We start from the raw sequence: 16,049 nt of genomic DNA, 5'->3' as shown, positions 1-16,049 counted from the left end.
GCGGCTCCGGCCCCGGTCACCCCCGCGCCGGCCGCCTCCGGCCCGCGCCCCGTCCCGGGCCCCAAGCCCGCGCCGCGTCCGGCCCCGGCCGCGCCCGAGTTCACCGCACCGCCGGCGCCCCCGGCTGCCGCGGCGCCGAGCCCGGCCGCCGCGCAGGGTCCGCGTCCCGGTGCCCCCCGTCCCAACCAGGGCGCTCCGCGCCCCGGTGCCCGTCCGGCTCCCGGCCAGCGCGACCAGCGTGACGGCCGTCCGGGTCAGGGCGGTCAGCGCCCCGGTGGCCAGGCCCCCCGTCCGGGCGGTGCCCGTCCGGCCGGTCCGCGCCCGGGCAACAACCCCTTCACGTCCGGTGGCTCCACCGGCATGGCCCGCCCGCAGGCCCCGCGCCCGCAGGGCGGTCCGCGCCCCGGTGGCCCCGGTGCCCCCGGCGCCGGTCCCCGTCCGCAGGCGCCCGGCGCCCAGGGCGGCGGTCCGCGTCCCCAGGCTCCCGGCGGTTCCCGTCCGAGCCCGTCCGGCATGCCCCGTCCGCAGGGCGGTCCGCGTCCCGGCGGCGGCTCCGCGGGTCCGCGTCCGAACCCCGGCATGATGCCGCAGCGTCCCGCTGCCGGCCCGCGTCCCGGCCCCGGTGGCGGCGGTCGCGGTCCCGGCGGTGCGGGTCGTCCCGGCGGCGCCGGTCGTCCCGGTGGCGGCGGCTTCGCCGGCCGTCCCGGCGGCGGTGGCGGCGGCGCCCGTCCGGGCGGTGGCGGCGGCTTCGCCGGCCGTCCCGGCGGCGGTGGCCCCGGCGGTGGCGGCGGCTTCGGCGGCGGTCCCGGCGGTGGCGGCGGCGGTCGTCCCGGCTTCGGCGGTCGTCCGGGCGGTCCCGGCGGCCGTGGTGGCACGCAGGGCGCCTTCGGCCGTCCCGGCGGTCCGGCGCGTCGCGGTCGCAAGTCGAAGCGGCAGCGTCGCCAGGAGTACGAGGCCATGCAGGCCCCGAGCGTCGGCGGCGTGATGCTGCCGCGCGGCAACGGCGAGAGCATCCGTCTCTCCCGCGGCGCGTCGCTCACCGACTTCGCGGAGAAGATCAACGCCAACCCGGCGTCCCTCGTCGCGGTCATGATGAACCTCGGCGAGATGGTCACGGCCACGCAGTCCGTCTCCGACGAGACCCTGCAGCTCCTCGCCGGCGAGATGAACTACACGGTTCAGATCGTCAGCCCCGAGGAGGAGGACCGCGAGCTGCTCGAGTCCTTCGACATCGAGTTCGGCGAGGACGAGGGCGGCGAGGACGACCTGGTGGTCCGTCCGCCGGTCGTCACCGTCATGGGTCACGTCGACCACGGCAAGACCCGACTGCTCGACGCCATCCGCAAGACGAACGTCATCGCGGGCGAGGCCGGCGGCATCACCCAGCACATCGGTGCCTACCAGGTCTCCACCGAGGTCAACGACGAAGAGCGCAAGATCACCTTCATCGACACCCCGGGTCACGAGGCGTTCACCGCCATGCGTGCCCGTGGTGCGAAGTCGACCGACATCGCGATCCTGGTCGTCGCGGCCAACGACGGCGTCATGCCGCAGACGGTCGAGGCGCTCAACCACGCGAAGGCGGCCGACGTCCCGATCGTCGTCGCGGTCAACAAGATCGACGTCGAGGGCGCCGACCCGACCAAGGTGCGCGGTCAGCTGACCGAGTACGGCCTGGTGGCCGAGGAGTACGGCGGCGACACCATGTTCGTCGACATCTCCGCCAAGCAGGGTCTGTACATCGACGAGCTGCTGGAAGCGGTCATCCTGACCGCCGACGCCTCGCTCGACCTGCGGGCCAACCCGAACCAGGACGCGCAGGGCATCTCGATCGAGTCCCGCCTCGACCGCGGCCGCGGCGCCGTGGCGACGGTCCTCGTCCAGCGAGGCACGCTGCGGGTCGGCGACACGATGGTCGTGGGCGACGCCTACGGTCGCGTCCGCGCCATGCTCGACGACAACGGCAACAACGTCGCCGAGGCCGGACCCGCCACTCCGGTACAGGTCCTGGGTCTCACCAACGTCCCGGGTGCCGGTGACAACTTCCTCGTGGTCGAGGAGGACCGTACGGCCCGCCAGATCGCGGAGAAGCGTGCCGCCCGTGAGCGCAACGCGGCCTTCGCGAAGCGCACGCGCCGCGTGTCCCTGGAGGACCTGGACAAGGTGCTCAAGGCCGGCGAGATCCAGCAGCTGAACCTGATCATCAAGGGTGACGCTTCTGGTTCCGTCGAGGCCCTGGAGTCCTCCCTGCTCCAGCTGGACGTCGGCGAAGAGGTCGACATCCGCGTCCTGCACCGCGGCGTCGGTGCGGTCACGGAGTCCGACATCGACCTGGCGATGGGCTCCGACGCCATCGTGATCGGCTTCAACGTCCGTGCGGCCGGCCGCGCGGCGCAGATGGCCGAGCGCGAGGGTGTGGACGTCCGGTACTACTCGGTCATCTACCAGGCGATCGAGGAGATCGAGGCGGCCCTGAAGGGCATGCTGAAGCCGGAGTACGAGGAGGTCGAGCTCGGTACGGCGGAGATCCGCGAGGTCTTCAAGTCGTCCAAGCTGGGCAACATCGCCGGTGTCCTCATCCGCTCGGGCGAGGTCAAGCGCAACACGAAGGCCCGCCTCGTCCGCGACGGCAAGGTCATCGCGGAGAACCTCAACATCGAGGGCCTGCGCCGCTTCAAGGACGACGTCACCGAGATCCGCGAAGGCTACGAGGGCGGTATCAACCTCGGAAACTTCAACGACATCAAGATCGACGACGTCATCGCGACGTACGAGATGCGCGAGAAGCCGCGCGTCTAGCGGCTGCGGCCGGCCGACGGGACTTCGGTGCCGTCGGCCGGCCTTTTTCCTGCCCCGTGACCGTGGGGAAAGTCGGTCGAGTCCCCGGCAGGGACGGGGTACCGTTCCTGACAGGGCCATCGATCCCGTACCGGCGGGTTATCCGGTTACACACATGTACGTGGGGACTCTGTCCTTCGACCTCCTCCTGGGTGACATCCACTCGCTCAAGGAGAAACGCTCCGTCGTCCGCCCGATCGTCGCCGAACTCCAGCGGAAGTACGCCGTGAGCGCGGCCGAGGTGGACCACCTGGACCTTCACCGCAGGGCCGGCATCGGCCTCGCCATGGTCTCCGGCGACGCCGTGCACCTGACCGACGTACTCGACCGGTGCGAACGGCTGGTCGCCGGCCGCCCCGAGGTGGAGCTGCTGTCCGTCCGACGGCGCTTCCACGGCGACGACGACTAGACCTGAGAACGACAAGAAGAAAGAACGGGAGCGGACCAGTGGCCGACAACGCGCGGGCGAAAAGGCTGGCGGACCTCATCCGGGAGGTGGTGGCCCAGAAGCTGCAGCGCGGGATCAAGGACCCGCGGCTCGGCTCGCACGTCACCATCACGGACACCCGGGTCACGGGTGACCTCAGGGAGGCGACCGTCTTCTACACGGTGTACGGCGACGAGGAGGAGCGGAAGGCCGCGGCCGCCGGTCTGGAGAGCGCCAAGGGCATCCTCCGTTCCGAGGTGGGCCGGGCGGCCGGAGTGAAGTTCACGCCGACCCTCGCCTTCGTCGCGGACGCCCTGCCGGACACCGCCCGCAACATCGAGGACCTCCTCGACCGGGCACGCCAGTCGGACGCCAAGGTCCGCGAGGCCTCCGCGGGCGCCGACTACGCGGGCGAGGCCGACCCGTACCGCAAGCCGGACGAGGACGCCGCCGACGAGACGGACGACGCCACCGAATGACCAGCAAGCCCACCCCGCCCGACGGCCTCGTCATCGTCGACAAGCCGTCGGGCTTCACCTCGCACGACGTCGTCGCCAAGATGCGGGGCATCGCCCGCACCCGACGCGTCGGGCACGCCGGCACCCTCGACCCCATGGCCACGGGCGTCCTCGTCCTCGGTATCGAGCGGGCGACCAAGCTCCTCGGGCACCTCGCCCTCACCGAGAAGGAGTACCTCGGGACGATCCGCCTCGGCCAGAACACCGTCACCGACGACGCCGAGGGCGAGATCACCTCGTCCACGGACGCGTCCAAGGTGACCCGGGAGGCCGTCGACGCCGGCATCGCCAAGCTGACGGGCGCCATCATGCAGGTGCCGTCCAAGGTCAGCGCCATCAAGATCGACGGCGTACGGTCCTACAAGCGCGCCCGGGACGGCGAGGACTTCGACATCCCGGCCCGCCCTGTGACCGTCTCCTCCTTCGCGGTGTACGACGTCCGGGACGCCGTCGCCGAGGACGGCACCCCCGTGCTCGACCTGGTCGTCTCCGTCGTCTGCTCCTCCGGCACCTACATCCGTGCCCTCGCCCGCGACCTGGGCGCCGGACTGGGCGTCGGCGGCCACCTCACCGCGCTGCGCCGGACGCGCGTGGGGCCGTACAAGCTGGACTCGGCGCGCACCCTCGACCAGCTCCAGCAGGAGCTGACCGTGATGCCGATCGCCGACGCGGCGGACGCCGCCTTCCCGCGCTGGAACGTCGACGCCAGGCGGGCGAGGCTGCTCACCAACGGCGTGCGCCTGGAGATGCCCGACGAGTACGCGGGCACGGGCCCGGTGGCGGTGTTCGACCCCGAGGGCCGCTTCCTCGCCCTCGTGGAGGAACACAAGGGCAAGTCCAAGAGCCTCGCGGTCTTCTCCTGACCCAGCCCCGCCAGACCGACACCCGCCCCTTCCCGGCGAAGCGCTGCCCGGCCCGACCGTGACACGCGGCGGGTGCCGCGGCGCGGGAGGGCGTTGTCCGTCGAGCGGCGGCCGATGCCCTCCGGAGCGCGCGTTCGGACGTCGCCCGTGGCGCGGCGGCAGGTGGGGCCGGGCACGCGGCGGGCCCCGGCGGGCGGACGGTTGCCGCCGGGTCGTCGCGGCCGGTCCGTCGTCGGTCGGCACGGTGGCCGGTTCGATGCGCTCGGACTGTGCTCTGCCTCGGAGGCGACGGCGCGGGCACCGGGGCGGGTGGTGTCCGTGGAGCGGCGGCCACGGGGTCTGGTGTTGCCGCCGCTCCACGGTCCCCCCTCGGTTCCCCCACCCCTAGGGTGTATCCACCCGCCCTGGCCTATTCACCCGACCGAGCAGGCGCTCGGAGTGAACCGGGGGAGCGGACGGGGGCGCTTTCCCGGCCTGCTCTGTCCCGCTGATCATTTCGCCCCTACCGTCGGACGCAAGGGCACGGGTGTACGGGCGGGGAGGTTCGATCATGGCGGGACGGGGCCCGCGAACCGGGAGCGGTCGCCGGACGGTGGACGGTGCGCGGGAGGCGGACAGGGCGGCGGCGGAATCGGCGCCGGTGCTCGACGAGCGGCTGGTCCGGGTCCGCGACCTCGCCGGGCGGCCGCGCGGCACCGGTTTCCTGGCCGACCACCACGGGACGCTCGTCACCAGCCACGAGGCCGTCGACGGGCTCGCCCGGATCGTCCTGCACGCGGCCGGTGACCGCACCTGTGTGGTCGCCGCGGACGCGGTCACCCCGCTGCCCGCCCTCGACCTGGCCCTGATCCGCACCGAGGGCCTCGCCGTGGACCCGCTGCCGATCACCGTGCGGGAGCGGATCCCGGCCGGCACCTACGTACAGGTTGCCGCCGACCGCTGGCGCGAGGCCCGGGTGCTGGCCGCGACCCAGGTGACCTACACGGCCACCGACCGCTTCCACCTCCTGGAGGACGCACTGGAGCTGGCGATCGGCACGGCGGGCCGCGACGCCCTGCGCCTCGGCGGCGGAACGGCAGGCGGCCCGGTCCTGGACGCCGGGACCGGCGCCGTCCTGGCGGTCCTCGGCACAGCACTCCAGTCCGGCCAACGCGATGTCGGCTTCGCGGTCCCCCTGCACCACCCGGACAACGGCCCCCTCGCCGACCTGCTGGCACGGAACGCCGCGACCGTCCCGGCCTACGGCACCGATCTGAACCTCGCCGGAATCCTGGAACTGACGGCCACCTCCGTCGGCCAGGACGGCCCCCCGGGCACCCTGTCGGGCTACGTGGGCCGTTGCGCGCCCCAAAGGAGCGCGGGGAACTGCGTGATCAGCCCCCACCCACCCGCACCCGAGCACACAGACCCCGTCCGCCCCGTCGAACGAACCACCGTCTCCCACGAGTTGGCGGCCTTCGCCGAAGCCACCGGCACCGACACCGAGAATGCCACCGGCACCGTCCTGGCCCTGGTCGGCGCTCCCGGCACCGGCCGCACGACGGAGCTCGCCGCCCTGGCCGCCCGCCGCCACCGCGAGGCCCGCCCCACGCTCTGGCTCCGCGGCGCCGACCTCAAGGACGCCGACACCTCTGTGGCCGACGCCGCCCGCCGCACCCTGGAGCGTGCGGTCCGGATCGCCGCCGCCTCCCGCTCCCAACTCCCCGGCGACCTCGGCGACCTGACCGTGGAACGGCTGGCCGCACAGGCCGCCCGCATCGGACGCCCGCTGCTCCTCCTGCTCGACGGTCCCGAGGAGATGCCCCCGGTCCTCGCCCACCGGCTGCCCGCCTGGACCGAGGGCACCGCCGACTGGCTGCGGGACACCCGCGCCCGCCTGCTGGTGGCCTGCCGCGAGGAGTACTGGGAGCGCGCCGGCGCCGAGTTCCCGCCCGGCCTGCTGCACGGGTCCGGTGACGAACCCCCGTGCGTCCGGCTGACCGATCTCACCCCCGACGAGGCCCGCCGCGCCCGCGCCCGCTACGGCGTGCCCGACGGCGTCCTCGTCGACCGCGACGCCCGCCACCCCCTCGCCCTGCGCCTGCTCTCCGAGGTCCGTGCCGCCCTCCCGGACGCCCCCGAGGCCGCCCCGATCGACCGGCACGACGTCTTCGCCGCCCACCTCGACCTGATGTGCCTGCGCATCGCGGTCCGGCTGGCCGCCGAGAACGGCCTGCGCGGCAAGGCCGTGCGACGGCTCGCCGCCCGGGTCTCCGGCCAGGTCCACGAGGCCGCCCGGCGCAGCCTCGGCCCCGGACAGGGTGAGCTGGACCGGGAGTCGTTCGAGACCGTCTTCCCCTGGGGGCCCGCCCCCGCCCGTCTCGGCGGCGATTCCGGCTGGGCCTCCGCCGTACTCACCGAGGGCCTGCTGGTCCCCGCCGGCGGCGGGTACCGCTTCGCCCACGAGGAACTCGCCGACTGGCTCCAGGGCCTGCACCTGGACCTGGACGAGGCCCTGCACACCCTCGTGCACCGCCACCGCGCCCCCCACCAGGGCCCCCACCTCCTGCCCGTCCCGCACCACCGGATCGGCCCGGTCGTCCAGGCGCTGCTGCTCCTCGACCGGCAGTACGGCCCGGACGCACTCGCGCCACGGCTCCAGGAACTGGCGCACGCACTGGACCTGGACCCCGGCTCCTGGTGGGCCGCGCGACTGCTCACCCAGACCCTGCTGAGACTGCCCGACGCGACCCCGTACCACGGGGTGCTGAAGCTGCTCGCGGACCGCGTGGTGCGCCGGCAGCGCGCCGTGTCCGACGAGTTCGGGCCCGGCTTCTGGACGGCGCTCGCCCTGCCCGCCGCCGACCTTTTCGATCTGCTGCGCAGGCTGGTCCTCGCGGACGAGCCGCTGCCGGAGACGGCCGGCACCGGGCGCTTCGGGCCCCGGCCGACGGCCGAGGAGGCCGAAGGCGCGGGGCCGCGGTTCCTGGACGCCGTCGCCCGGCTGCTCGCCGCCGACCCCGCCGCCGTACAGCCGTACCTCACGAAGTGGTTCGACGACGAGCGGCCGTTGCCCGCGATGCCGCATGCCACCGTGGCCACCGCCGCGCAGGCGCTGCTGCACACGCATCGGCACGGTGCGCTGGACGAACTGACCGAGGTGCTGGTGGACGCGGCACACCGGCGCGGCGACGAACTGCTCGGCGTGCTCGCCGAGGACGAGCCCTCCGCCCTGTGCCGGGCCGTGGACCGCTGGGCGCACGACGAGCGCCCGGCCCGCCGGGTGGCCGCCGTCGCCCACGCACTGCGTGCCGCGCCGCACGTCCGCGGCGAGGCCGACCGTGAACTGCTCCGGTACGCCGCGCTCGGCCTGCTCGCCCGCCCCGCCGACTGCACCCTGCACGGCGGCGCCCTCGCCCTGCTGGTGCGGGACCCGGTGACCCGCGCCCGTCACCTCCCCTCGGCGCTGGGGCACTTCGCCGCCGACGACCCCCAGCTCACCCCCGCCGCCCTGGTCCCCGCCCTGACCACCCACCCCGACGAGGTCCTGGGGGCCTTCCGCGCCCGGCTGCGCGGCCCGGACGCCGGCCAGGTGCTGCGCGCCCTCGCCGACGTCAACGTCCCCACGCACCTGGAGCGGGTCACCGAGCTGGTCCAGGAGGCCGCCGAGCTGCGGCCGGACCTGGCCGGGCAGGTCGCCGGGTTCGTCGAGCGCCGCCTCGACCGGGGCGCCGAGTCCCGCCCGGTCCTCCTGCCGCTGGTCACCGGGCTGCTCGTGGACGGCCCCGAACCGGTGCGGGCGGCCCTCGCGACCGTGCTCGGCACGGCCGGCGCCCCCGCCTCGCAACCGCTCCGCCGCGAGCTCCTCGAGTTCCTGCTCGCCCATGAGCGGGACCCCGGGGTGCTGGACGCGCTGCTGCACGCGGCCGCCGCGCAGCGCGGGGAGGACCGTGATCGGATGCGCGACCTGGTCCGCCGCACGGGACTGCTCCTGGTCCGCACCCCGGACGGCGCGACCCGCTTCGACCGGGGACTGGTGGACCTGGGCCGGCATGTGCCCGGCTTCGCCGTCCTGATGGCGCGCTGGCTCACCGACACCCCGGACGAGTGGGCCGCGGTGGTGGGGCCGAGCACCCGCCGGATGCTGGGAAACCTGGCCGGGGTGAGGGTCCCGGCGTGACCGCGGACACGTGCGCCCGGTCACAGCGACCGTGCCGGTGTGAGCCGAGTCCGGCAAACATGGCACCCTTAGAGCTGCGTAAGAGGGACAACGGACAAAGGTTCGAGGAGCGGTCACAGTGCAGCGCTGGCGTGGCTTGGAGGACATCCCCGAGGACTGGGGGCGCAGCGTCGTCACCATCGGTTCCTATGACGGGGTGCACCGCGGTCACCAGCTGATCATCAGGCATGCCGTGGACCGCGCACGTGAGCTGGGCATCCCCGCCGTCGTCGTCACCTTCGACCCGCACCCCAGCGAGGTCGTCCGCCCCGGCAGCCACCCGCCGCTGCTCGCCCCGCACCACACCCGCGCCGAGCTGATGGCGGAGCTGGGCGTGGACGCGGTGCTGATCCTCCCCTTCACCACCGAGTTCTCGAAGCTGTCGGCCGCCGACTTCGTGGTGAAGGTCCTGGTCGACCGGCTGCACGCCAAGGCGGTCGTCGAGGGCCCCAACTTCCGCTTCGGCCACAAGGCCGCGGGCAACGTCGAGTTCCTGATCGAACAGGGCGCGGTGTACGACTTCGAGGTCGAGGTCGTCGACCTGTTCGTGCGCGGCGCGGCGGGCGGCGGCGAGCCGTTCTCCTCGACCCTGACCCGGCGGCTGGTCGCCGAGGGTGACATGGCGGGCGCCCGCGAGATCCTGGGCCGCCCGCACCGGGTGGAGGGCGTGGTCGTGCGCGGCGCCCAGCGCGGCCGCGAGCTGGGCTTCCCCACCGCCAACGTGGAGACCCTCCCGCACACCGCGATCCCGGCCGACGGTGTCTACGCAGGCTTCCTGCACGCCCAGGGCGAGGCGATGCCGGCCGCGATCTCCGTCGGCACGAACCCGCAGTTCGACGGCACCGAGCGCACGGTGGAGGCGTACGCCATCGACCGTGTCGGCCTCGACCTGTACGGCCTGCACGTCGCCGTCGACTTCCTGGCGTTCGTGCGCAGCCAGGCCAGGTTCGACTCCCTCGACGCCCTGCTCGAGCAGATGGCCGAGGACGTCAAGCGCTGCCGGGAACTGGTGGCGGCGGAGGACGCCTGAGCCAGGGGACGGCTCGACATACGCCGAAGGGCGGCCGGTGCGCCGAGGCACCGACCGCCCTTCGGCGTTCCGGCTACTGCTGCGGGGGCTGCCCCGGCTGCTGGGGTGGCTGCTGAGGCTGCTGAGGCTGCTGGGGTGGCTGCTGAGGCTGCTGGGGTGCCTGGGACGGCTGCGGTGTCTGCGGTGTCTGGGCCTGCGGCGCAGGCTGACCGGGCTGCGGGAATCCGTAGCCGCCGGGCTGGGCCGGGGGCGCGGGTGGCTGGGCGCCGGACTGCGGGTAGCCGTAGCCCGGCTGAGGCTGCGCCTGCGGCGGCAAGGGCTGCCCCGGCTGCGGCGGATGGGGCTGGGCGGGCTGCGGCGGATGGGGCTGGGCGGGCTGGGCACCGGGCTGCGGCCCGCCGTACAGCTCCTGCTGCGGGGGCCGGCCCTGCTGGGGCGGGTACGGCTGCTGCGGGTACGGCTGTCCGGGCTGCTGGGGATACGGCGGCTGCCCCGGCTGCTGCGGATAGGGCTGCTGTCCGGGCACGTACGGCTGCTGCGGCAGGCCCGGCGCGTACTGCTGCTGTCCGGGCAGCGGCTGCCCCGGCATCGGCGGGGCAGCCACCGGCGGCGGGTTGCCGTCGCTGGTCCACAGACCGTGCATCTGCTGGTGCCGTACGAAGTCCTCGGCGACCATCGCCGCCAGGTTGAAGTACGCCTCCCGGACCTTCGGCCGCATCATGTCGAGGTCCACCTCGGCACCGGCGGACAGATGCTCGTCGAAGGGCACGACCACCACGCCCCGGCAGCGCGTCTCGAAGTGCTGAACGATGTCCTCGACCTTGATCATCTTTCCGGTCTCGCGGACCCCGGAGATCACGGTGAGGGACCGGGACACGAGGTCGGCGTACCCGTGCGCGGACAGCCAGTCCAGCGTCGTACTCGCGCTGCTCGCACCGTCCACCGACGGCGTCGAGATGATGATCAGTTGGTCGGCGAGGTCGAGCACCCCGCGCATGGCGCTGTAGAGCAGACCGGTGCCCGAGTCGGTGAGGATGATCGGGTACTGCCTGCCGAGCACGTCGATCGCGCGCCGGTAGTCCTCGTCGTTGAACGTGGTCGAGACGGCCGGGTCGACGTCGTTGGCGATGATCTCCAGGCCGGACGGCGCCTGCGAGGTGAACCGCCTGATGTCCATGTACGAGTTGAGGTACGGGATCGCCTGGACCAGGTCGCGGATGGTGGCCCCGGTCTCCCGGCGCACCCGGCGGCCGAGTGTGCCGGCGTCCGGGTTGGCGTCGATGGCGAGGATCTTGTCCTGGCGTTCGGTGGCGAGCGTCGAGCCGAGCGCGGTGGTCGTGGTGGTCTTGCCGACCCCGCCCTTGAGGCTGATCACCGCTATCCGGTAGCAGGACAGCACCGGGGTCCGGATCAGCTCCAGCTTCCGCTGCCGCTCTGCCTCCTCCTTCTTGCCGCCGATCTTGAACCGGGAGGACGCGGCGGCGGGCCGGCCGCTCTTCGCCTTCTGCCTCTTGTTGTTGAGCAGCCGGTCGGAGGACAGTTCCACGGCGGCGGTGTAACCCAGTGGCGCGGCACCGGGGTTGGTCATCTGCCGCTGGTCGTGCTGGATGGGCTGCGGCCAGGCGGCACCGGCGCGGGGGTCGACGGGCGGCTGGGGCGCCTGCGGCGCATGAGGGCCGTGTGGGTCCTGCCCGGACTGCGGGGCCTGGGCGTGGTCCTGAACCGGCGGGGCGGGCTGGGCGGCACGCGGGTCCTGGGGGGTGGCCTGCGGCTGCGGAGCGGGCCCGCCGGGGTGCGGCGGGAAGCCGTAGCCGCCGGGCTGGGCCGGGGGCACCGGAGGCTGGGCGCCGGGCTGCGGGAAGCCGTAGCCGGCCGGGGCGGGTGCCTGGGGGGCCGGGGGTGTGGGGGCGCCGGGGTAGCCGTAGCCGGCCTGCGCGTCCGGGGCCTGGGCGTGCGGGGGTTGGGGCTGCCCGGGGTAGCCGTAGCCGGCCGGCGCCTGCGGGGGGACGGGAGTGCCCGGCTGCGGGAAGCCGTAGCCACCCTGGGCGTCGGGCATGGGGGGCTGCTGCGGGAGAGACGGCCGACCGGGCTGCGGGAGGCGGTAACCGCCCTGGGCGTCGGGTGCGGGGGGTTGCTGTGCCGGGGGCTGCTGCCAGGCGGCGGGCGCGGGCTGCGGCGCCTGCGGCTGGAACGGCGGCTGCGGGCCGGGCACGCCGGCGGGACCCTGGGCGGCGGCCGGCTGAGGCTGCCCCTGCGGGTGCGGGTGCTGTTGGGCGGGTGCGGGCTCCGGCGCCGCGGTCGGCTGGGCGGGCCACTGGGCGGCGGGCGTGGGCGCGGCGGGCTGGTACGACGGCGGCAGCGGGGGCACCGCGGCCGGTGGCGTCGGCGGGGGAGCCCAGGCAGCGGGCACGGCGTCCTCGGGGGAAGGGGGCGCATCCTGCGGGGCAGGCGTGACGGGTTCGGCGTCCTGGGGCTGGGGCTGGGGCTCCGCCGGGTTCTCCGCTGCTACGGCGTCGGCGTCGCCGGACTCCTCGGCCACGGGGGCCGCCTCGTCCTCGGCAGCCTCTTCTTCGGCAACCTCTTCCTCGGTGTCGCCTTCGCCTTCGCCCTCGTCCTCGGTGTCGGGGACCGGGACGGCTTCCTGGGCGGCCTCGCCGCTGGGACCCTCGTGCTCACCGTGCTCACCGTGGGCGTCGGCCGGTTCGTCGGTGACGAAGTGCGGCGCTTCGTCCTGACCCGACGGATCAGACGCGTCGGTCTCCTCGGCAACCTCCGCGTCCGTGTCCTCGACCTCGGAGTCCCCCGCAAGCGCGTCGACGTCGGTGGCGGATTCTGACTCCTCGGCTTCTTCATCGGCCGCGCTCTCCTCCGCGGCCTCACTCCGGGGAACATCGGACTGCTCGGCGGCCCCGGCCATCTCACGCTTCAGGGCGACCGCGGAGAACCGCATGGTCGCGCCGCTCTCCAGGTCACCGTTGTCCGGTTCGGCCTCCGGCGTCCGCTTCTCGGCGTGGGATCGCTGCGGCTCGAAACCGGCCGGCAGTTCCGGCACGTCCGCCGCGCTCCCGGCGGGCGGCGCGGCAGGGGTGACCGGCACGACGGGCTCGGCGGCCGGCGCCCCCGCGTCCGCGCGGGGAGCAGGCGACGTGACCGGCGCGCCAGGCGTGGCGGTGGCCGGCGGGGTGAAGGGGCCGCCGGGCGCGGAGGCGGGCGGCGCGGTGAAGGGCGCGCCCGGAGCCGCCGCGGGCGCAGGAGTGAAGGGCGCTCCGGGAGTTGACGCGGGCGGAGGCGTGAACGGGGTGCCGGGCGTCGACGGGTACGACGTGCCGGGCACTGAAGTCGCCGACGGGGCACCGGGAGCCCCGGGGTGCGAAGCGGGCAGCGCGGTGAAGGGCGCACCGGGGGTTGACGCGGGCAGAGGAGTGAAGGGCGCTCCGGGGGCTGACGCGGGCGGAGGCGTGAACGGGGTGCCGGGAGTTGACGCGGGCGGCGGGCTGAAGGGCGCTCCGGGGTTCGACGAAGGCGCAGGCGTGAACGGCGCCCCAGGGTTTGACGCGGGCGCAGGTGTGAAGGGGGCGCCCGGAGTTGACGTCGGTGGCGGAGTGAACGGCGCGCCCGGCGCCGGCGCGGTACCCGGCCCGGATGCCGGGGCGGACGGCGGCGGGGTGAACGCGGCTCCCGGACCCGATGCCCTACCCCCCTGCTGGGCATGCGGAGGCGGCGTCAACCCGGGGATCGGCGCTCCCGGCGGGAACGGTGAACGGGGGTGACCGGAAGGCGTCGTACCGCTTCCCGGCCCAGCACCCGGCCCGTCGCCAGGACCCGAGCTGGCGGTACCCGCCCCGCCGGCCGCGCCGGAACCACCGCCGGACCCCTCACCGGACCCCGAAGCGCCCGGTGCCGGTCCGCCACCCCCTTCGGCGCCCCCCGAACCCCCCGCCGCGTTCTGCGTGTACCAGGCGGGCGGCGCGTAGTCGATCGTGAACTCGCCCGTCATCTCGTTGAGGGACTCCGCGTCGGGCTGGTCGTCGCCGGGTGTCGCCCAGCCCCCGCGGTTCCCGTCCCGGTCGCTGCTCACAGTTCCTCCTGATGTGGTCGAGCACCCTCATGCCGTGCCGGCGCGACGACCATGTCGTGTCGTTCTCAGCATCCGTATTCGTTTGAGGTAGTCCGATCCACCGGCTCTCCCCCTCGGGGCCCCACGCCGTGTTCACGGTCCCGACGTCGCACCCCCTCCCAGCCTAATCACCACCAGCCGCACCTCGGCAGGCCCGTCCGTCTCTCCGCGGACGTCCACCTGGTCACACCAGCCGGGCGATCGAAGAACAAAACGGGCAAGTGGCAGCAGTTCGGCCACCCTTGGTGACGCCCTGGCGTGGCCGGCGGTGGCGGGCCCGTCGCTGAGCAGGGGGGATAGGGTGAGGCGTGTTCGCGTGAGCACGGATGAACCGGCCCTGATACCGGGGACATTGCGCGCGGACGCCAGGGGGGACGGGGGAGTACGAGGTGTGCACGGCAACCGCCGCGGCCTTCCCCGAAGTTCTGCCGTACGCGTAGCGCGCAGCAGAGAAGAAGGGAACGTTCGGCGTGAGCTTCGGCCCACCTCCTTCCATCTGCACACAGTCCGCGCTGGCCGCCGACGGCGAGCGCAGGAAGCGGCGCGGACGCCTGTCCGGGATGCTGGCGGCCGTCGTGGCCGTCGCCCTGGCCGCGGGCGGCGCGCTGTTGCTGGCCGCGGGCGGCGGCAGGTCCTCGGGCCCCGAGCGGGCCGCCGCCCCGGCCCCTGACGCGATACGGCAGACCGTCGAGAAGGCCCCGGCCTCGCCCGAGGGCCAGGTGGTGGTCGACCACTACGAGGAGGACCTCCCCAAGGAGAGCGACCCCAGCCCGCTACGCGCCCGGCACCTGGGCCACCGGCAAGATCCTGGCCAAGGGCATCGGCACGAAGATCATCGGCGTGAAGATCGAACCCGGCTCCGACGAAACGGCCTGGACCCTCCAGCTCGACGGCCACCTCTGCGCCACCACCGGCCACGTGACCGCCGACGGCCGTACGGCGGTCGTGGTGCAGCCGGGCAAACGCAAGGGCACCAAGGACGCCGGCATCTGCGACGAGGTCGTCTTCGTCGACCTGAACACCGGCCGGAAACTGTGGACGGCCACGATGCCCTCGGCGCGCGAGGCCTACGTCACCAACACCGGCCTCACACTGGCCGAGGGCGTCGTCGCGGTGGCCTGGGGCCATGGCTCGGTGGCCTACGGCATGGAGCACGGCAAGCGGCTCTGGAACAGCACGACCGGCGCCAGGTGCGTCGACAAGGGCTTCGCCGGCGGCGGCGCGCTGCTCGCCCTGGAGAGCTGCGGCGAGGGGGCCGACACCACGTACCGGGTGCAGCGGCTCGCCCCGCGCACCGGTAAGCCCGAGTGGACCTACCAGGTGGCCGCCGGCGTCCAAGGACGTCTACCTGCCCTCCGCCGACCCACCGGTGCTCGCCGTCGCGGCCGGGGACACCCTCGTCACCGACCTCATCACCCTCGACGGCGACGACGGCGGCAAACTCGCCACCATCCTCATGGGCGGCGACGCCTACGACCCCAGGTGCGGCGACCGCTACTTCTCCGCGGGGTTCTTCGGCGACATCGAGAACTGCGACGGTGTGGTCGTCGGGGCCGACCGGGTCATCGTCACCAGCAAGGACCGGTCGGGGATCGGCCAACCGGAGAACTGGATCGTCGCGTTCGACCGCGGGACCGGCCGGAGCGAGGGCAAGCTCGACGGCCGTTCGCTGGAACCCGTCGTACCGCTGCGGATGAGCGGTGACCGGCTGCTGGTCCTGCGCAGCAGCCTCAGCGACATCGAACCGTCCGCGGTGCTGAGCTGGGATTCGCGGACCGGCAAGCAGACCCCGTACCTGCTCTTCGGCCTCCCGTCCGACGACGAGGGCGAACTCAGCGACCCGACGCAGTCGGACATCGTGGTGGAGCAGGGCAGGGTCTTCTTCGCGAAGCGGGAACTCGCCGCCGACGACAAGCACCCCAAGGACGCCGTGCTGTCCGTGCTCGGCATCGGCAGCGCCGGGGACGGCTGACCCCTCCACCGGGAGGCGGGACCCTGCCGGCCGGCGGCAACCTCAAGGCGCCGCTGATCCAGCTGATGATCGGCTGGGCACCGTCC

The 16,049-nt window shown here is 74.1% G+C and carries 8 protein-coding genes and 1 pseudogene; 8 read left to right on the top strand and 1 reads right to left on the bottom strand.

What is annotated here, in order from left to right; all coding sequences use genetic code 11:
- The 6 genes from infB to ABZ646_RS21715 form a co-directional block, all read left to right on the top strand.
- A partial coding sequence (infB, locus tag ABZ646_RS21740; RefSeq protein WP_360521213.1) for a translation initiation factor IF-2 occupies positions 1-2,799 on the top strand: 2,799 nt, incomplete at its 5' end.
- A 154-nt stretch (positions 2,800-2,953) separates the two neighbouring features.
- Positions 2,954-3,247 (top strand): DUF503 domain-containing protein, encoded by a 294-nt coding sequence (locus ABZ646_RS21735; RefSeq protein ID WP_355720734.1) that lies wholly within the window; start codon positions 2,954-2,956, stop codon positions 3,245-3,247.
- Between the two features lie 38 nt (positions 3,248-3,285).
- Positions 3,286-3,744: a 30S ribosome-binding factor RbfA gene (gene rbfA, locus ABZ646_RS21730; protein WP_360521210.1), complete on the top strand. Its 459-nt coding sequence runs from the start codon at positions 3,286-3,288 to the stop codon at positions 3,742-3,744.
- The gene (gene truB / locus ABZ646_RS21725; protein ID WP_360521207.1) at positions 3,741-4,646 is read left to right on the top strand and encodes a tRNA pseudouridine(55) synthase TruB; all 906 of its coding nucleotides are present in this window, start codon (positions 3,741-3,743) and stop codon (positions 4,644-4,646) included. Before rbfA ends, truB begins: the two co-directional genes overlap by 4 nt.
- Positions 4,647-5,196: 550 nt before the next feature.
- Positions 5,197-8,805, top strand: a complete 3,609-nt coding sequence (locus tag ABZ646_RS21720; protein WP_360521204.1) for a trypsin-like peptidase domain-containing protein — start codon at positions 5,197-5,199, stop codon at positions 8,803-8,805.
- Positions 8,806-8,923: 118 nt separating this feature from the next.
- The gene (locus ABZ646_RS21715; RefSeq protein ID WP_360521201.1) at positions 8,924-9,874 is read left to right on the top strand and encodes a bifunctional riboflavin kinase/FAD synthetase; all 951 of its coding nucleotides are present in this window, start codon (positions 8,924-8,926) and stop codon (positions 9,872-9,874) included.
- A gap of 73 nt (positions 9,875-9,947) precedes the next feature.
- On the opposite strand, the gene ABZ646_RS21710 is transcribed toward ABZ646_RS21715, so the two are convergent.
- Positions 9,948-13,952, bottom strand: a complete 4,005-nt coding sequence (locus tag ABZ646_RS21710; protein WP_360521198.1) for an SCO5717 family growth-regulating ATPase — start codon at positions 13,950-13,952, stop codon at positions 9,948-9,950.
- A 1,086-nt stretch (positions 13,953-15,038) separates the two neighbouring features.
- Here ABZ646_RS21710 and ABZ646_RS21705 point away from each other — a divergent pair.
- Positions 15,039-15,263, top strand: a pseudogene (locus tag ABZ646_RS21705) (hypothetical protein); the annotation flags it as partial.
- A 97-nt stretch (positions 15,264-15,360) separates the two neighbouring features.
- Positions 15,361-15,963 carry a hypothetical protein gene (locus ABZ646_RS21700; RefSeq protein WP_360521216.1) on the top strand — a complete coding sequence of 201 codons (603 nt, stop codon included), beginning with the start codon at positions 15,361-15,363 and terminating at the stop codon, positions 15,961-15,963.
- The last annotated feature ends 86 nt before the right edge of the window (positions 15,964-16,049 follow it).

The organism is Streptomyces sp. NPDC007162, assembly GCF_040634175.1.
GTDB lineage: Bacteria > Actinomycetota > Actinomycetes > Streptomycetales > Streptomycetaceae > Streptomyces.
Note: the sequence above shows the minus strand (reverse complement) of the source record. Positions and strands in the feature narration are given on the sequence as shown.